Origin of the sequence: Porphyromonas sp. oral taxon 279 str. F0450, from assembly GCF_000292995.1 — a bacterium.
Taxonomy (GTDB): domain Bacteria; phylum Bacteroidota; class Bacteroidia; order Bacteroidales; family Porphyromonadaceae; genus Porphyromonas; species Porphyromonas pasteri.
Genome location: NZ_ALKJ01000027.1, coordinates 19,491 through 37,325, shown reverse-complemented (window position 1 = coordinate 37,325; position 17,835 = coordinate 19,491). Strand labels below are relative to the sequence as shown.

Annotated in this window: 14 protein-coding genes; 7 read left to right on the top strand and 7 right to left on the bottom strand. The window is 49.2% G+C overall.

All coding sequences use genetic code 11. The features are described 5' to 3' along the window. From HMPREF1323_RS06525 to HMPREF1323_RS06510, 4 genes are all read right to left on the bottom strand, one after another. Positions 1–468: MFS transporter (locus tag HMPREF1323_RS06525; RefSeq protein WP_044124167.1), on the bottom strand; the 468-nt coding region annotated here is incomplete at its 3' end. A gap of 107 nt (positions 469–575) precedes the next feature. Then, positions 576–1,757, bottom strand: a complete 1,182-nt coding sequence (locus HMPREF1323_RS06520; protein ID WP_009433334.1) for an AGE family epimerase/isomerase — start codon at positions 1,755–1,757, stop codon at positions 576–578. Between the two features lie 23 nt (positions 1,758–1,780). After that, positions 1,781–2,698: a dihydrodipicolinate synthase family protein gene (locus HMPREF1323_RS06515; protein WP_009433352.1), complete on the bottom strand. Its 918-nt coding sequence runs from the start codon at positions 2,696–2,698 to the stop codon at positions 1,781–1,783. Between the two features lie 691 nt (positions 2,699–3,389). After that, positions 3,390–4,661, bottom strand: a complete 1,272-nt coding sequence (locus tag HMPREF1323_RS06510) for an FRG domain-containing protein (protein WP_009433338.1) — start codon at positions 4,659–4,661, stop codon at positions 3,390–3,392. Between the two features lie 820 nt (positions 4,662–5,481). Here HMPREF1323_RS06510 and HMPREF1323_RS06505 point away from each other — a divergent pair. From HMPREF1323_RS06505 to HMPREF1323_RS06470, 7 genes are all read left to right on the top strand, one after another. Beyond that, the gene (locus HMPREF1323_RS06505) at positions 5,482–6,567 is read left to right on the top strand and encodes a DUF2589 domain-containing protein (protein WP_009433344.1); all 1,086 of its coding nucleotides are present in this window, start codon (positions 5,482–5,484) and stop codon (positions 6,565–6,567) included. 167 nt (positions 6,568–6,734) lie between these two features. Beyond that, positions 6,735–7,604 carry a DUF2589 domain-containing protein gene (locus HMPREF1323_RS06500; protein WP_009433336.1) on the top strand — a complete coding sequence of 290 codons (870 nt, stop codon included), beginning with the start codon at positions 6,735–6,737 and terminating at the stop codon, positions 7,602–7,604. A 27-nt stretch (positions 7,605–7,631) separates the two neighbouring features. Then, the gene (locus tag HMPREF1323_RS06495) at positions 7,632–8,675 is read left to right on the top strand and encodes a DUF2589 domain-containing protein (protein ID WP_009433350.1); all 1,044 of its coding nucleotides are present in this window, start codon (positions 7,632–7,634) and stop codon (positions 8,673–8,675) included. Between the two features lie 422 nt (positions 8,676–9,097). Beyond that, a complete protein-coding gene (locus tag HMPREF1323_RS09195) occupies positions 9,098–9,475 on the top strand; it encodes a hypothetical protein (protein ID WP_156795221.1) in 378 nt (125 codons plus the stop codon). A 69-nt stretch (positions 9,476–9,544) separates the two neighbouring features. Then, positions 9,545–10,477, top strand: a complete 933-nt coding sequence (locus HMPREF1323_RS06485; protein WP_009433343.1) for a hypothetical protein — start codon at positions 9,545–9,547, stop codon at positions 10,475–10,477. A 318-nt stretch (positions 10,478–10,795) separates the two neighbouring features. After that, on the top strand, positions 10,796–11,905 hold the full coding sequence (locus HMPREF1323_RS09025; protein WP_009433341.1) for a DUF2589 domain-containing protein: 1,110 nt from the start codon (positions 10,796–10,798) through the stop codon (positions 11,903–11,905). A 2-nt stretch (positions 11,906–11,907) separates the two neighbouring features. Further along, the gene (locus HMPREF1323_RS06470) at positions 11,908–13,773 is read left to right on the top strand and encodes a DUF6734 family protein (protein WP_044124166.1); all 1,866 of its coding nucleotides are present in this window, start codon (positions 11,908–11,910) and stop codon (positions 13,771–13,773) included. A gap of 873 nt (positions 13,774–14,646) precedes the next feature. Here HMPREF1323_RS06470 and HMPREF1323_RS06465 read toward each other — a convergent pair. From HMPREF1323_RS06465 to HMPREF1323_RS06455, 3 genes are read right to left on the bottom strand one after another with little or no spacing between them, the layout of a single operon-like run. After that, positions 14,647–16,290 (bottom strand): outer membrane beta-barrel protein, encoded by a 1,644-nt coding sequence (locus HMPREF1323_RS06465; protein WP_009433333.1) that lies wholly within the window; start codon positions 16,288–16,290, stop codon positions 14,647–14,649. After that, positions 16,287–16,958 (bottom strand): carboxypeptidase regulatory-like domain-containing protein, encoded by a 672-nt coding sequence (locus tag HMPREF1323_RS06460; protein ID WP_009433351.1) that lies wholly within the window; start codon positions 16,956–16,958, stop codon positions 16,287–16,289. The genes HMPREF1323_RS06465 and HMPREF1323_RS06460 overlap by 4 nt, the downstream gene beginning before the upstream one ends. 12 nt (positions 16,959–16,970) lie before the next feature. After that, positions 16,971–17,651 carry a hypothetical protein gene (locus tag HMPREF1323_RS06455; protein ID WP_009433340.1) on the bottom strand — a complete coding sequence of 227 codons (681 nt, stop codon included), beginning with the start codon at positions 17,649–17,651 and terminating at the stop codon, positions 16,971–16,973. Between the last annotated feature and the right edge of the window lie 184 nt (positions 17,652–17,835).

Sequence of the window (17,835 nt, the reverse complement as noted above, 5' to 3'; positions counted from 1 at the left end):
CCCGCCGATGGCTTGTCCGAGGTATAGCCCAGTCATGTGAATACCAACGGCCAGCGACCGAGAGCCTCCCGTATGATAATCAGCAATAAGAGACAGCCCAGCAGGAAGGTAAAGAGCCTCACTAAGCCCCATCAGGGCACGCAGCCAAAAGACTTGATCATACGTCGTGGCTAAGCCCATGAAGTAGGTGACAGAAGACCACACCAATAGGCTACCCACGATAAGCTTCTTACGGCTGAGATTGTCTGCTATAATCCCAGAGATAGGACTCATCAAGCCATAGATCCAGAGGAATACGGCCATCAATCGTCCAAAATTCGCAGCAGACTGCAAGTCCGTGATGTCCACTTGCATGGAGTCTTTCATCGTACTTAGCATCTGGCGATCCATATAGTTGAGCAACGCCACACCGCCCAATAGTGCGACTACAACCCATGGATAGTACTTACTATTAGTAAGGCTTTTCATATATCTGATTAGGAGTAAAAGTCCCCTATTCACAACAAGCGCAGGAATAAGGGACTTTTACGAGAATGGTTAGTATCTAGTAGTATTCTTAAACTCAAGGTCGATGACTAGGACTTCATCATGTCTCTACAGAGCATGGATCCCTTAATCATCATTCGGGGGATATGGAAGGGGCCCTTGAAGATGTTACCCTTCGCAGGCTGAGCTACGCTACCATCACGGTGTAGGTAACCATACCACTCGCCATACTCCGCATCGGGGAAGTGAGCATAGGTCCAATCGCTGATCTGCTGGTGCATGCGCAGGAAGCGCTCTTCTCCAGTGGCTTCGTAGGCGTAAAGCGTCGCGATGATTGCTTCGGTCTGTGGCCACCAGAACTTCATATCCTGCGAATAGTCCTGCACGGGCAGCCCCTTGCAGTCACGGAAGTTGATGAGTCCACCATATTCCTTATCCCAGCCCCAGTTCCATGACCAGTCAAGGATCTTGACGGCCACCTCTGTCAGCTGGGGATCACCACCACGATACTTGGCTTCTTCTAATAAGAACCACGCCGTCTCGATGCAGTGACCAGGATTGATGGTGCGTCCGATGATGGTGTCGATGAACTCACCATTAGGCCCTACTGTCTCTAGGAGAGCTTCGAATTCGGGATGGATAAAATAGCGCTGGAGGGTGTCGATAGACAGGCTAATCTGCTCATCCAACTCGACAGCAGGTATAGCCTCACGAATACGTGCAGCAGTATTTATAAGGATCATCGTGATCGAATGCCCTTGCATCTCCACCCCTTCGCAAAACTTGGGCGCAAGGATCCCCTTCGTATTGATGAAGTGGAGGATCTGCTTGAAGAGCGCCAAGGCCTTCTCAGCATAGCTCTTATCGCCCGATGCTATCGCATACTCCGACATCGCTATCGCGGCAAAGCACTCAGAGAAGACATAGCGTCTTTTGCGAATAGGCTGACCCGAGGCAGTCACCTCAAAGTACATGCGCCCATCGGTATCGAAGCAGTGCTGCTCGATGAAGTCGATACAGCTCTTGGAAGCCTTGAGCCATTCCTCGTTCGCTTCGATGTTGTTATATGCGTAGGCACAGATGAAGCCGAAGCGTCCTTGGAACCATACCGATTTGGTAGAGTCTATCAGCGTGCCATCGCGATCAACGCATGTGTACACACCGCCATGGACTCTATCCAAACCATGCTTCAGCCAGAAGGGGAGTATATTCTCCTTGAGATCGTCTTGGTAGCGGTCTGCCCAGTACGCAAGATATTTCTTTACATCCATCAGTTCTGGTATTTATGAGAATATCAGAAGATGTTGCAGCGGCTAAAGAAGTTGATCTCTTCCAGCTCTTGCTTCATGCGAGCTTCTTCTTCATCCGTCATATTGTTGAAGGGCGTTCTGTTCTTCCCAAGGTCCAAGCCGATGAGCTTCATGATACGCTTCCCCCCGACGATGTTCCCACGGAAGTGGCAGATCACATTGATCACCTCTTGGGAAAAGTTCTGCAGCTCGCGTGCTTCCTCAATGTCACCACGCTTCCAAGCATCAAGGATCCCGACGAGGCAACGACCGTTGTAGTTGGTGGTACCTCCGATCCCGCCTTGTGCACCTCCCATAGCTAAGCAAGGAAGGATGGTTTCATCTTGTCCGTGCAGCAAGTCGAACTTACCACCTGCATACAAGCGGCACTGGTTGTATTCGTACAGACTTTCGTAGGTGTACTTGATACCTGCGAAGTTAGGGATGCGTCCGTCTACCGCCTTCAAGAAGTCCAGCATGGGGAGGTAAGCTCCATTGAAAGCGGGGATATGGTAGTAGTAGAAGGGCAGCTTAGGGGCGCCAGCAGCGATCTCTTCACAGTACTTGACCAGCTCTTCGACTCTACCGATCTTGGGGAAGGGAGGAGCCATCGCTCCGATACCAAAGGCACCGATCTCCTGAGCGTGAGCAGCCAAACGCTGGCTTGACTTCACGCAGGTGCTGCCCACATGGACAATGACCTTAAAGCCTTCGGGAGCGACTTCGACCCAGCGCTCAGCTAGGCGCATTCGCTCCTCCTCGGTCAGCATGTAGCCTTCACCAGAAGATCCATTGACAAAAACTCCCTTGAGCCCGTTCTTTGCCAGCATATCGGCATAGCGTTCTATGGGTTCGAGATTAACCTCCCCATTTTCGTAGAATGGGGTAAACGGTGCATCGATCAAGCCTGTAAGCTTCTCCATCGTATCTACTCTTTAGATTAGTTGTTCAGCGAAGGCATGGCTTACCGCCACCCTTTCACAATCAAAGATAAACTGAAATTCTTAATAAACACCCCCATAAAACCAAGCTGCCCGCAAAGCACACCCCACCTCTTCGGAAACTGCACCCACCTTGCCCCCTCACACTATTTCCTTTAGCTAACCTCAATCCTCCAAGCCTACCTACCGAGCCCTCAGACTCCCCTACTCCTCCGCACGCTTGAGCTTTCCATTTACTCATCTTGGAAGAACAGCAACTGCCCCTAAAGGATCGGGCATGACTTGGTCTCTTGATAGTTTCCTTGTGCATCCTGCGCAAAGAATAGATATCTGTTACCCAAAGAGATAAAGAGAAATCGAATATTTCCCTCTCTCCGAAAAGAAAAGAGCGCAAATCAGCAAGCAGCTTCATTTGTACCCTTTACTTTTCTTCCCACAGCTTGCTATACCAACAGAAAGACACTCTACTGGTTCTACTTCCTGACATCCTACGGGAATAAGAATAGATATGGAAAGAGGATACCTAGGCAATTAACCCCGACTCTCTCTTGTTATTCAGAAGAAACTAGTCACTTTTTTGCCCTAGACACGTATACGCACCTCTAAGTAGGCAATAGGAATGGTCAAAAGGATTAATGATAGATGCTCCCACAATAGTGAACCCTATTGTAGGTTATTCTCGCATCAACACCTTCTTATAGTGCTTCAACAAAAATCCCTGATCGTAATCTATTTGAGGAGGAATACCCTCTTTGAATGCCCAGTTATATTTTGGATTGTTAGGCACATTGCGTAGAGCTGCCATCATCTTCCCATCTTTGTCACCTGGTATATATATTTGGTCACAGAATACTTCCCAGAGGTTCTCTTTCCTAACGTCCTCATAGTATCTATGCAGTTCTTCCTCAGTCAATAGGGGCTTATAGTCCGCCACCTCTATACCACAACGATTCAACTTTGCTCTTATACTTTCAGCATCCTCTTCTCCATTTCGATCTACGTTGATATATACAGCATCAAGTGAGACTCTTCCCTTTTGGATACCAGCCCAATGATCCTGTAAGATATCATGAGGGAATAGTCGTCGCCCTCCATCCATCTTAGCGTATACTTCATTTGCAATTATCTCCTTATGCTTAAATCGAACAGCTCTCAATTGAGCGTGGTCATTAAAATTGGAGTCTTTATCGCAATCATACAAAAAACCTTTTTGCCTACCGCTCCTAGGAAAGACCTGCAGTCCTATTGTCGACATTCTACCTCCAAAAGAGCGAACAAAATCAGTTCTGCAATCGAGACTATAATAGTAGAGTACCCCTATTTTTTCCTCATTTTCATCAACTATTGGATAATATGAGTCTGTCTTCGAATCATAACGCTGTGTAGCAAAGAATAATGCCACATCAATATCGCTAGTTAAGTCCAATAGACTCGTTTGATTATAATAATGTTGAGTTAAGCCATACAGATTCATTTCAAAGCGTATACGTTTCCCGTTCAAGTCGAGCCCCACATCTAATAACTGAACAAGAGGGTGCGATAAAATTAGACGAAACATCTCATGCCCATAAATCAGAGGATCTAAGAAATAAGTCTTCTTAGCATCCCGAAACAAGCTAGGTTTACATGGATCATGAAACTCCGTTTCTCCCCTAAATAAAAACTTACGATCCCTCAGATTGGGTTTAAGTGAATAACGCCCTGACTGAAGTCGTGTCATAATAAATTTGTCCTCATCTGCTTCATTAAAATAGGCTACTAGTGGAAAGTCGAGGCTATCAATGGGAATGGGTCGAGGACGACCTCGGAAGCCATCATTCTGATAACACATCATCGGCGGCTTTTCCCGAAAAACATCACAATCTAACTCACTCTGCTCTAGAGCAAGGACATAGTCCCTTGCTTGATAGACATCTTCAAATATCCTTTCTGTCCCTGTAACCATAAAACGAAGACATTAACATAAACACATCATCATTAGCCCCCACCCTTAAATAGGATCGCTTCTGATTTGATCTCAGAGGCTTTCTACAGCTCAAGTCTAAGCTGAAAGGCATATACCTTAACAAATCTACTCCCTATATTCACGACCTCACGCATAGCATAGGGGGGCTCCCTAAGAGTATAGGGGCTCCCATAAAAGTAGAAAATCTTTACGGATAGCCTCTCTTGCATCATGGAGCATCGTATAAGGTTCCTGCAGGTTCTCTATGGAAATCCTCTTTACGTATAGAGGAGAAGAAAGAGGCTTGATGGAAGGCTAGCTAGAGTGGTCGACGAAGGAGGGAAAAATAACCCTACGGTAGGTCGTCGATGCGACCTACCGTGGGTCGGTGAGACGACCTACAGTAGGTTTTTCCGACGACCTACCGTAGGGTTATTTTGGGGGTGCGTGTAGAGCGGGTGAAAAAGGAGGGAAGAAGCAAGCTCCCCTGGACGGCTAAAAGGCTTCATTCAACAGCTTGGATCAGATGCAGGAAACCCCTACCACAAAGGGGGAGGCACAAAGGGGGAGAAGTGCAGACGCATAGTTATTTAAAAAGCGCCTCCTCAAGCACTTGGATTTTAAAATATAAGTGCATACCTTTGCCAAACAAGCTAGCACCACCAAACGATCAAGCTGGCCTCACCAAACGAAATAGTTGAACCCCAATGAGGTTGAAGAATGACTAGATAGATCATGACTAAGTAGGATACTTCAGACATGTCTAGCGAGATTGAAGGCTAAATTCCCAGTTCTTAATCACACATAATTCAGAGTTACTATGGAAAAGATCATCAGCACGGCACCATCATCGGTAGCCACCAGCGCTCTAAGAGCGATCCCCTTCGAGAACATCATCGGAGGCCCTCTTGAGGCGTGTGTCAAAGCTCAACGCATAGCAGCCCAGACCACTGTCGACTTCATCCGTGAGGTGGGGCTAGAAGATGTACCTGCACGAAAGCCTGACGGAACCATTGTGACAGCTCCTCGCTTGGATCGCTATGGCAACCCCGTCAAGGACAGCAAGGGCAATGTCATTGAGGATCCTGTGATGGAGAAAAAAGCAGTCTATGTCTGCTTCCAGTTCATCCAAGGGGGGCGCTTGGTTCGTCTCAATGTCCCTATGCTGAGCATTGTCCCTATCCCTTACATTGCGATCAACACGATTGACATTAACTTCAAGGCCAATATCAAGGCCCAAGCTAGTGCGACAGATCAAGATGCCATCACAGAGACAGATGAGCATAAAGGCTCGAACTATAGCAGTCACTACGATAGAGACACCAGCCGTAGCTACTCGCGCTCTGGCCATTGGTGGGACAAGAGCAGAAGTGGAGTCAACAGCTCTAGCTACTCGAGCAACTACTCCAACAACTCTATGCAGGCCTCTATCTCGAGTAAAAAAGACTCGGTAGGGACTCGTGAGTCGAAGTATAGCGTAGAGTACACCATGGATGTGGCAGTACATGCCTCCCAAGATAGTATGCCTGCAGGTATGGCAAAGGTCTTGGAGCTCATCGGCAATGCCATGGATGTCTGCAATCCAGAGGGCGAATTCTTGATCAACAACAACATCTTGATAGTACCTAATAATACAGCCAAGGCTTCCTTTGAGGCTGCCTATAAGACTCCTGAAGGGCTACTCTCCACGCGCAAGGAAGACTTCTGGCTCAAGAAGCTAGATGGGGATAAGCCTTCTGGCGAAGACCTACTCAAGACTCGCAACAAGAACAGAGCGATGACAGAAGATCTCACGGTTGGGAACTATCTGCTATCCAATGCAGATGGCACTCTCACAGAAACCATTCAGGTCGTCGTAGTCGCAGACAATTCCACCGGAGGAGGAAAGTCACCAGAGAGCAAATAACAGTGGGTTAGGTAGCTCTCCAAGAAGAGAATGAGTTTAACCAAGTAACGGAAGCAAGCTCCATAGGATCTAGAGCCCCATAGGGGATGCAACAAGCTCATCTGGGCTCGTCTAAGGATCAATATGGAGACCTAGCATGATGGTTTAATTTTATAGACGTAAACGCTATGGCCAATATAGATACTACGCCCTCTCAAGTTGCGACCTCTGCCCTACAGGCCATCCCCTTTGGATCGATCATCGGGGGGCCACTCACAGCTTGTATTGATGCCCAAGCCCAAGCCGCTCAAACGACATGGGAGTTCATCAAGCAGGTAGGGCTGCAGACCGATAAAGAGGGCAACACCAAGGCTATCACCGTCATATTTGAGTATGTGCAAGGTGGTCGCCGGATGATGCTCATCGTCCCGTTGCTGACCATTGTCCCCATCCCTTATATTGCAATCAACGAGATCGAAATCAACTTCAAGGCACAGATCTCTGCCTCGGCCTCCAACTCGAACGAGGTCAAGAGATCTAGGGCTGTTGATGCTGGTGTCAAAGCCTCGGGAGGTTACCGAGGTCTATTTGCCAAGGCCTCTCTAGAGATGCATGCTAACTTCTCCAGCAAAAAAGACTCCAAGGCTACGCAAGAGTCTAAGTACAGTGTCGAGTACACTATGGATGTGCACGTGCATGCTGGTCAAGATAGTATGCCTGCAGGCATGGCGAAAGTGCTAGAGATCCTCAATAGTGCTGTAGACACGGTCAATGCTAAGGGTGAACTAACGGTCAGTGACCAAATGGTTGCAGTCAATCAGTCCATCATCATCTCCTACCGAAATAATGAAGGTGTTTGGTCGCCCAAAGAAGTCATGTGGCGCAAAGCTACAGACCCCGCAGATAAGTGGCAGGGACAAGACGGCGGTGGGGCATTCGACCAAACTCCCCTCAAAGTATCGAGCAACGGAGAGAGCGTGATTGCTACTTTTACCGAAGAAGGAGAGTATTACGTCAAGGGTGGTGAATGCCAAGCCTTGATCGTAGTCACTTCATAACCCCAGTAAAGAATAGGAGATACGAACATGGCTGACAAAATCGATAAGGAGCAGGATTCTAGCAGCTCCATTGACTATGCTGCCTTGCGTAAAGCTACGCTGGGAGGGGTGACTGATATCCCTTTTACCCACCTGATCAGCGAGCCTCTTAGGGCATGCGTGGCCGCACAAAACGAAAGTCATCAGACGACAATCACGGCTCTTCGAGAGATGGGGATCTTCTCCGATAAGGAGAATAACCAAGTCGCCGCTACTGTAGGCTTTGAATTCATCAAAGATGGCAAGAGGCAGAAGATCATGGTGCCACTCATCACACTCGTGCCGATCAACTTCTTCCAGATCAATGCTGTCAGTATCAGCTTCAAAGCCACGATCAAGTCTTCCTCCTCGTGGGGGACAGGTCCTGATATTACCCTAGAGCTAAACAAGGGGAAAAAGGAGGGGAAGAAAGAGGAAGAGAAGAAGCAAGAAGGTGATAAGAAAACAGAGCAGAGCACTGAACAGAAAAAAGAAGGGGAAGAGACTTCGGCAAAGGCCTCGAAGAAGAGCGCAGATGACAAATCTGAGGAGAAGAAGGATACCCCCGCTTGGTGGCGTGAGGTGATAAAATATGGCGGACAGGCTTTGGATTTCTACAAGGAATACAAAAAGTCTAAAGACTCCAAGGACTCCGAAAGTAAAGCCGAATACTCCAACAAGAAGGATTCCAAAGTCACTCAAGAGTCCAAGTATTGTATCGAGACAACGGTTGACTTTCAGGTCCAAGCAGGGCCTGCGGATATGCCTGGTGGCTTAGCCAAGATCATCGAGACGCTCAACAATACCATCACGACCTTCGACCCTTCTGGAGAACTGCAAGTTAGACCCGAGCCTAACTCTGGCGGACGTAAACTTTTCGTTAGATACCTCAACGAGGACGGCATCTTGGATCCAAGCGCAATCAAGTGCACCCCAAGCGATGGGGTTGAATCTCAAGAGGCGGATTCAGGAGTAATCCTAACATTCTCGAAAGTAGGCGACTACAAAATAGAAGCCGGTGAGAAGACTCAAAGCATTACAGTCGCCGAGTAATAGACACTCGGATTATTCCGCATACATCTTATGACAAACCTCAAGCAAGTAATAGCATCGGTGCTACGAGACGTAATACAAGCGCAGCACGAAGTGGCCAAGTATGCCCGCGAGCTTGCTCTCTCAGACCATCCAAACGCGGGGGGGGGGCATCTGTCCCCCCTGCCGTAGGGGTGGGAGAGCTAACCCTAAACCTACGGTATGCCATCCAAGACGGAGAGGATATCACGGAGGTGAAGGTGCTCAATGCAACCGAGAGTGACCGCCTACTCAGCAATATCTCGGAGCAGCTCGCCAAACTAGTAATTCGCAAGTTAGTTCACCAAACTCAGGTATCTGGAGTACCATACGCGCCCAATGGATTCTCCTATATAGATGATCTAGGAGATAATCGTCGACTCATCGACTACATCGCTCACCGAATGCACTCCAAGCTCAAAGCCAATATCGACAAGTTGTACAACGAACGGCATGAGTTCGAGATCGAGGCTATTGCTGATCAGGTGCTGGCAGTAGGCGAGGAGGATCTCTTCCGACATAGCGATATTGAAGGCCTCTTCACTCTACCTGGAGGCCCAGAGCTACTGGCAGAGACTCGACGTATACTAGACGATGAAGTAAGCGAGGAGATCCGCAAGATCATAGACGAGGAGCAGGGAGCCCAGCTGTTTTCATGTCGTACCGAGCGTTCGCTACGTATCGAGATCGATGCCGAGCGGCTCAAGGAGTACCCAGCTGAGTCAATCCAATCCATTACCCTAAAGGTGGTACCTCAGCTGTCAAATACGACTAATGTTTAATCCTCTGTGCCTCCACATCGGAAGGGATATCTATACATCAGTACAACAATGAGTAATATACCAACCAATATGAACATAGGGCTTGCAGAGCTGATCAAAGAGGCACATATCTCTACGCTTAAAGCCGAGCAGATGGGGTTAGAGGAATACCTGCGCATATTGGGTGAGCTACGCAATATGCCTCCTATCTCCTTCGGCTACAGCGATGAGCAGGGGCGTAGAATGCTCCTACAGATCCCAGTGATCACGTTGATCCCTTTGTCCCTACTGCGCATCGAGGAGGCAGAATTCTCTTGTTCATGCCATTTAGAACTTAAGACTCAAGGGGAAGCGCCCAAAGTGGATCCCCCCAGTATCTCCTCCCCAGAGAAGAGCATAAACCCATCTACAGCACTAACAGAATACTACGACAAACAGCAGAACAAGCGAGTTTATGCTCGAGAGATCCACATCTATAGGTCTTTGATCAATACAAGTAAGCTCATCTTCATGATTATAAATGAGGCTGGCGAGAGATCATACTATAGAAGCGATCCGACCAAAGGTCTCAAAGACAAGCAATGTGTCCTACTCTCTATGGGTAGGCCCTACATTACGCTATGGAAGGAGAAACTAACTGAAAAGCAAGTCAGCGAGTTTGCGTGGAGCAATCGCCCCCTAGTCAAACTCTTTGGCGATGGGTCTTTTTGGTACCAAGGCAACACCTATCGGCGTACCGATAATGCGACCAAAGAGATCCACATCGAGTTCCCATTGGATGGAGCACGCTACGACTATGCACACAAGCATATCGCTTGGCGATTTTTGCTTCGCACTATGGTCGGAGAGTTGGAACGCCAAGACGAATCCAAGACTCAGATGCAAATACTCAATCCAGACAAGCAAACCGAGCAGAGCAATTTTACCTTTAGAGTGAAGCTAAAGCAGTCGCCCCTACCTCCTGGGTTTGCTGATATATTTAGAGTTATAGGAAATAGCACAAGGCTATCAGAAGAGTACTAACCTATTAAAATACTAGAGAACAATATGAACCAGCAAAGAACACCAGGGCTCAACTGCCCTAAGTGCAACCACTTCATCGAGACCACAATCACCGAGCTTATATCGGCTTCATATATAGAGTGCAAGCACTGTCGCCTCAGACTCGAGATCAACAAACAAGAATCCAAGCGGGCTCTAGAGATACTAGGCGATGTAGAGCGCGCCAAGCAGCGCGTACAGGAGGCAAGCACCTTCCACAGATAACCCATTCGCCGTAGCTATCGTAGTCGGTCATACTACAAACTAACAACATAAGGTATGAGTAGTGTAAACGAACTGATGGAAGGAATTCCCTTTCATCATCTGATCGGTGGTCCGCTCAAGGCGTGCATTCTCGCTCAAGAGCAGTCCTCGATGAGTACTTGGCACTATATCAGAGAGGTAGGTCTAGAGAACGGCAAGGAAGCTGTCGTAGTATCCTTTTCATTCGTCAACAATGGCACCAAGGCATACCTACACATTCCATTGCTTACACTGGTTCCCGTACCTTACTTCTCTATAGATACGCTAGAGATCTCATTCAAGGCTAGAGTCACTGGGGTCAACGAAAAGGCATCGAAAGACGAGTGCATGATTGCGGCAACCTATGCAACGACCTCCAGTGACACTATGACCACCAAACTGGAGAACACGATAGACGTAGCAGTGCGTGCCACACAAGACCACATTCCCTCTGGACTCAGCAAGGTGCTGGGGTTTATGGAGCAGTCAGTGGCAGCAGAGAGCATCTATCTATCACTCAAAGATCCAGAGATTGCCAGAGCCATCGCTCGTGGTTGTGTCAAATCAGTTTCACAGAAGATAGCCATAGACTATTCATTTGGGAGTAAATCCGAGACAGAGATCCCGATCAAGCTACCTGAGAGGGATCATATAGAGCGCAATGATATCCCCAAGATCAAAGCTCTCAACATACCACACGATCAGTTCCCATTCATTAGCATAGATGATTTGGGGGCCTTCCATAGTCTGAAGGCCTTCAGGTGTACTCGACTCAATCTAGCTGCTGTGCAGTCGTTTGCTATGAGTCGCCTAGCTGATTTGCTCTATCTAGAGCTATGGGGTACGGGGCAGGATTTGATACAGGGACAGCACAGAGCTATCATGGACTTTGGGTGGCTTGAGCAAATCTACACGTTGGTACTCTCCAAGTGGGGAAAGGGTTTAATCCCCCAGGTCGTCTTATCCTCTGCGATCCATCTGGAAAGACTTGACATCAAGAACTGTGCACATGATGTCGTGGATATATCATACTGCTATGCCCTCAAGCAGCTAAACATCAAGGATAGCAGTATCGGACGGCTCATCGTGCCGAAGGGATTTGAGGAAAAGCGCAAAAAGTATGGGTATGTTATTCCCGATGGCATTGAGATTATTAGTCGGAAGTAGCTATGAAGAATCAAGATTCACCCCAATCAGCATTGGCTAAACTCCCTTTTAGCCAAATGCTCGGAGATCCGGTGAGGGCTTGCATACGAGCACAGGTAGAAGCAGCTCAAGTGACAAAGCGCTACTTGAACTCTGTTACCCTAAGGCAAAATGAGGCTGGGCATCAGGAGGCTGTGATGGTGTCATTCAGATACCAGAACGGCGAGCGGATGCTAGAGCTATCCATCCCTCTGATGACCCTAGTCCCCATCCCTCACTTCTCAGTTGATCGGCTAGATATCGAGTTCAATGCGCTGGTCGAGAGTTTCGATGAAAAGCATCTGACATGCTCCTTTGCAGGAACAGATACACAACACGATGGTGAAGAGCAGCAGACGATCACGAGCAATCATCATCTCAAAGTCAAGCTCCAAGCCACGCAGGACCATATGCCCATAGGGCTATCCAAGCTATTGGGACTTTTGGATGAAGCCATTGTTCTGGACCAGCCTATACGACCCAGTGCAAAAGCTGATCTAAGACTCAACGCCGAGAAGATTGAGATTTTCACCAAAAGGGAATATCAACTGTATCCCAGTGAGCCAATTGTCCCAGAAGCTCTGGCGTGGAGCTCTAGCAATCCCCTCGTTGCGACTGTCGATGAGCGAGGACTGGTAAGGGCTCATCAAGAGGGAGAGGCCTACATCTTCGTTGAGACTTACGAGGCACGAGGACGATGTCGTGTGATCGTTGAGTCTGACCAAAGAAAACTCGGGCAAATCCTCTCATCTATCAAGGAGTATAGCCAGAGACGCGAGGCATCCCAAGCTAGTCAAGAGAGTTCGTCCTATGTAGGTAGCTACAAAGGTGGAATTTCCTCCAATACCAAGGAGGGATACCTCGATGGGAGCTATGGGATGAAGCTGATAAGTCGGGCAAATGAGACGGAGGACACTCGCCCCTTGGATCCAAGAGCCTTACGAACCCAAGTCATAACTGCCCGAATCAAAGCAAAGCAGACGAAGATACCAGCTTTTCATGTTACACATACAGCCCCTGCTAGAGCAAGAGGTCAAGAGCCACATATAGATGACTTCGAGCTTCTGACCACGATTATGTCTGCCCTACAGTGGCGCAGGCACAATGGTCCGATCAAGCTGTACACCGACTCTGAGGGCAAGAGGATCTACGAGGAGCAGAATATGACGTTTATCTGGGACGGTGGCATTGACACCACGGTACTAGATACCATACAAGACCGAGTAGACTTCTCGATCTTCTGGGCAGGGGGTAAGCTCTATGCGCTGCGAGACATGCAGTGTCCTTGCGTCATGCTTGATACGGATATGGTTGTCTGGAAGAGCTTGGATGAAAAGATCAATCCGAAAAAAGATGCGGTAGCTTGTGTTCACAGAGAATGTCTATCGGAAGTCTATCCAAGCATAGATAAGCTCAAGACAGCCAAGGGCTATCGCTTCGAGGAGTCTTGGAGCTGGTCGGCAGAGCCGTTCAATACAGCTTTGCTCTATATAGCAGATCCAAAATTCAAGGAGCTCTATACCTCTCATGCTATCGAGTTTATGCGAGATAATCTTGAGCGGGCCAACGATGACATAAGCCAGATGGTCTTCGCCGAACAGCGTCTACTAGGCATCTGCTCCGAGAATACGAATACTCCCGTCAAAACACTGCTGGAACTGGAGCAACTACACGAACAAGATATGATCACACATATCTGGGGAGGCAAGGCGAGCTTACGTCAATCGCCCGAACTAGCAGAGACTTTTTGCCGTGAGATGGTCGCTAAACTACTCGAGATATTTGATGAGCTAGCTGTAGAGCTGCTTAACATCCCCGTAGTAAAACAGTATCAGCCCCTTGCGATATAAAATAATTCGCAGAATGCTAGGTTATTCCATTTATTATACATACATTTGTAGTAGAGAATAAGACAAGAGTATCAACAAACAACTGTAGCGGTTAGGTGCTGAAGCGCACGGGCTTGCATAAAACATTAATATGTATGGTCGGACTGTAACGTTGCAGTTTCTTTTAGTGATACTCTCCTTTAGAGAGGCTATGTATGGTTGACTTTGGTCACCTCGCATAGCCTCTCTCTTTGTTTCCTCGTCACGCTGCACTCTCCTCGGTTACATTTGATCTCTGCCATACGCCCTCCTTCATCGTACACATCGACGATCTCGCCCTTGCGAACCTCGACATATACACCCTTCATCTGGATCCGATCCATCCACCATTGAGGCTACTCGGCAAGGATACTATACACCTTAGCATTAGGATTAAGCGGAGCTTTTAGCGTCGCAATGTTATTCATGAGTTTACGTATTTAGGTCGCAACTACTTAGGGATGGTTGCCAAGGCCAGCGCACCACAGACGAAGAGGAAGAGGTGCATACTTCGGTATCGCTTGGAGCATCTACTCATTGTCTTTTATTGCACATATCTTGCTCCATCCATGAGTATCGATGCTTGATAAAGGTATCAATTCTCAAGGAAGCCCCCTCAATCCTTCGACTCATAGAAGAGGGATGATACATGCCATCCTTCTTAGGATACCCTTAGAGAACATGAGTCTAAATGCAAGATGCAGAAGGAAGGGTCGGTAGAGCAACCGGAATAGAGGACTTTGGAAACCTATGGTAGGTCGTCGGTGCGACCTACAGTGGGTCGGTGCGACGACCTACAGTAGGTTTTTACGACGACCTACCATAGGGTGCGTTTGAGGGTGGGTGTAGACGGGGCTAAAAGCGCTGGCCTTCGCTGCTGGCCTTCTTGTTGCGGTAGGCTGCCTTGACGGAATGGATGCGGTAGGAGACGTTCAAGCCGACGCCCGAGAAGTCCTGCGCTTCGATCTCCTGCGCAAAGATGCCTGCCATCCTGCGCGTCCTGTACTGCTTGTTGTCAAGGAAGAGGTTCTGCAGGCTGAGGTCAAAGGTGAAGTTCCCTATCTCCTTGGATAGCATCAGGCTGTAGCTCCACTTAGCAGAGTACTCACTGAAGAGGCTATGACTTCTACTTGAGTAGCTGGCGTCAGCGTTCACACTCCAGCCCTTCCCCAGCTCTACATAATGGCTTGTCGAGAGCTCCAGCATCGGGCGATCGAAGGTCAAGCCACTGTACTTGAGGAGCTGCTTTTGGAATTCCACCTCGATTGATGGAGAGTACGGACCGAATGAATCACTCCAATTCAGCCCCAGCGAGAGCGTCGAATAGCTGGGGATATTTATCCTACGCTTGAGCAGCACGTCAGCCTTCGTCTCGTGGCGGGCTAGCGCTGTGGTCGCCGTATTCCGAATGTAGTTATAGCTGGCGCTGAAGGACAGCGTCTTGTACGTGCCGAGGAGCTGTAGGGCATCATTGGTCTCGTTGAGTAAGAAGGGACTACCCTGCTGGTAGACGTACTGATTCTCGAGGAGTGTGAAGTTATTCAAGGACGAGTACGCTGGGCGGTGGAGGCTCTTACGATAAGACAGTGTAGCTTGGAGGTCTTCGCCCGAATAAGACAGCGAGAAACTGGGGCTTAGGAAGTGAGGGGAGGGCTTCTGACGGGTGACACGCGTACCATTCTGCGTATAGGAAGAGGCTTCATACTCATATCGCAAGCCTGCATACCACGACAGCCCCAGCCACTGAGCCCTCACATCAACGAAGGTACCCAGTAGCGTTTGGCCATTCTTCACCGTGGAGCTAACGACGTCAGTCACGATGCCTTGCTCCGTCTGCTGCAGCTCATTCTTATTGAAGCTCAAGGCCAGCTCAGCGCCGTAGCCCAGCTTCACCCCCTTGACAGGTGTCTGGAAGGACAGCATCAGGGAGTTCATGCCATAGCGATCAGCTCCCTTGGTCTGCGCATGTGCCGAAGTACCTACCTCGTCGTATACGGAGGACTTCGTCGCACTCCCCAGAAGGATCTCATCGGTGACGTTCACACTCGTGGCACCTATCTTCCCATTGTAATAGAGGCTCGACGTGGATTTGTAGGGACGTGAATCTATTTGGGAGGTATAGGGAGTATTCAGGCGTACGATCCCGCTCTCCTTGTGGATCAGCCCCTCAGAAGCGTAATCGATCGTCACAGCAACCACCTTGAGGTTGGAAACAAAGCCGATGTTCGTCTCCTTAGCTGGGGATATATTCAGCCCTAAGCCGCCCATGAAGATGTCACTTCGATTCGTCATATCTGACGAGCTGAAGGTCTCCAATAGGTCACCACTCCCATTCAGCATACCGTAGTAATCGCTATTCCCACTCACCGTCGCTGCGCGGCTATAGCCCGCATTGAAGTTCCAATAAGCCCGAGCATTGCTGTGAGCGACGTTGACACCAGTGTAGGTACTGAGGCGATTCTGCAGGAGAGCGTATTGCGAAGCAGAGAAGCTGGTCATATTCTGCTTCTTATCGTGTGGATCTTGATCACCGAATTCGTGGAGGCCTTATACTGGGCGCCAGGGGTATTGATGACCTCGACACTCGCGATATCTTGGGAGCGGAGGTGCTGGAGGATGCTCGCATCCTGCACCCGCTGGCCATCCAGGTAGAGGGTAGCCTCACCACCCGTCCCCAGCACAGAGAAGGATCCGCCTGATCCCTGCACGAAGGGGATGCGGTTCAGTAGGTTGTCAATCGAGCCGCTATTCCTGAGTGAAGGCACCGCCGCGACGTTGGCGACGAACGTACCATCCTTCAGCTTGAAGGCTTTGCGCTTCGCCCGAACCGTCACATCCTGCAGCTGGTTGGTCTGTACCTCTAAGATGATCTCCGCACCTTCCCGAGGGTAGCGGCTAATCGATCGCAGTAGATCCTCATAGCCGATGCAGGTCGCTCGTATCCACTGCGGGCCTTTTCCTTGCTCCGTCGTGATCGAATAGCGCCCGAGCTCGTCGGTGACCCCGCCAGCGATGAAGGAGGAGTCTTGCGCTAAGAGGATGATGTTGGCCAAGGGAATCGGCGCCTTGTCTTCGGACGAGATGACCCGCCCCGAGTATATGACTTGTGAGAGCAGCGTGATCTGAGCGCAGAGGCAGCAGAGGACGATGGTGAATAGCTTCTTCATGGCTTAGTGGATTTACTTTACATACCTCCCAGTCGCTACGGCATGGCTCTTGGGATCGAACTCCCTCTGAATATAGTACGCTGTCGAAATCATAGCGGAGATGTCGGCGGGTCGCCAAGCAGAGGTGTCCCTGAAAGGAGCTTTGCGATCTCGTCCTTGTAGGACATAGATGATGGCGATATCTCCGAAAGAATCCTTGACGATCACGCGATTCCTCCGCTTGATCACATAGACCCTCCGTAGAAATCCACACACTCCATCCATCGTCGGCGCACTCTCCGTTGCGGCATCAAGACCTATGCAGACCCAGCGCCCTGACTCGAAGTCAAGCTGATAGCTATACATGTAGCCGACATCACGCTTACTATGAGTGCCCGTGCTCTTCACGAGGATGAAGCTCGGCGAAGTGGCGATGATGGTGTCCTGATCTGAATGGCATTCCTTGAGAATGGAGGCGATATACGCAGCTCGCTCCTTCGGTAGCGCTTCCTTGTTCAGCGCAAGTTGCTCCTCCTTGAGGTTCAGCACCGAGGTAGCGACCTTGAAGACGGGCTGATCAGCGACCTTGATCATGTTGGCGCTTGTGTCGAGGGTGGTTTGTGGGGCAAAGCTGAGCGCCTGCTGAGCTCCGCATGAGGCGAGGGCGCTCACACAGAGACAGGCGAATAGACTATGAAGGGCTCTCTTCTTCATAATGGTATCGTGGGTTATGGTAAGACGTTTGTGGCGTTGACTCGATGTCTTCAGATTCAGTTGTCTACCACAAACTTAGTGAAATACATACACACAAGAAAGACGCAAAGAAAGAGCCCCCTGACGCATGGCTATTTGCATGCATCAGGGGGATTGCTGACTATACTTGCGAGGGGAGGGATAG

Excerpts from the sequence above, each read along its gene's own strand:
- HMPREF1323_RS06520 (WP_009433334.1), bottom strand. The coding sequence starts at position 1,757 with ATGGATGTAAAGAAATATCTTGCGTACTGGGCAGACCGCTACCAAGAC.
- HMPREF1323_RS06510 (WP_009433338.1), bottom strand. The coding sequence starts at position 4,661 with ATGGTTACAGGGACAGAAAGGATATTTGAAGATGTCTATCAAGCAAGG.
- HMPREF1323_RS06455 (WP_009433340.1), bottom strand. The coding sequence starts at position 17,651 with ATGAAGAAGAGAGCCCTTCATAGTCTATTCGCCTGTCTCTGTGTGAGC.
- HMPREF1323_RS06495 (WP_009433350.1), top strand. The coding sequence starts at position 7,632 with ATGGCTGACAAAATCGATAAGGAGCAGGATTCTAGCAGCTCCATTGAC.
- HMPREF1323_RS06485 (WP_009433343.1), top strand. The coding sequence starts at position 9,545 with ATGAACATAGGGCTTGCAGAGCTGATCAAAGAGGCACATATCTCTACG.
- HMPREF1323_RS06465 (WP_009433333.1), bottom strand. The coding sequence starts at position 16,290 with ATGACCAGCTTCTCTGCTTCGCAATACGCTCTCCTGCAGAATCGCCTC.
- HMPREF1323_RS06470 (WP_044124166.1), top strand. The coding sequence starts at position 11,908 with ATGAAGAATCAAGATTCACCCCAATCAGCATTGGCTAAACTCCCTTTT.
- HMPREF1323_RS09025 (WP_009433341.1), top strand. The coding sequence starts at position 10,796 with ATGGAAGGAATTCCCTTTCATCATCTGATCGGTGGTCCGCTCAAGGCG.
- HMPREF1323_RS06460 (WP_009433351.1), bottom strand. The coding sequence starts at position 16,958 with ATGAAGAAGCTATTCACCATCGTCCTCTGCTGCCTCTGCGCTCAGATC.
- HMPREF1323_RS06500 (WP_009433336.1), top strand. The coding sequence starts at position 6,735 with ATGGCCAATATAGATACTACGCCCTCTCAAGTTGCGACCTCTGCCCTA.
- HMPREF1323_RS09195 (WP_156795221.1), top strand. The coding sequence starts at position 9,098 with ATGCACTCCAAGCTCAAAGCCAATATCGACAAGTTGTACAACGAACGG.
- HMPREF1323_RS06505 (WP_009433344.1), top strand. The coding sequence starts at position 5,482 with ATGGAAAAGATCATCAGCACGGCACCATCATCGGTAGCCACCAGCGCT.
- HMPREF1323_RS06515 (WP_009433352.1), bottom strand. The coding sequence starts at position 2,698 with ATGGAGAAGCTTACAGGCTTGATCGATGCACCGTTTACCCCATTCTAC.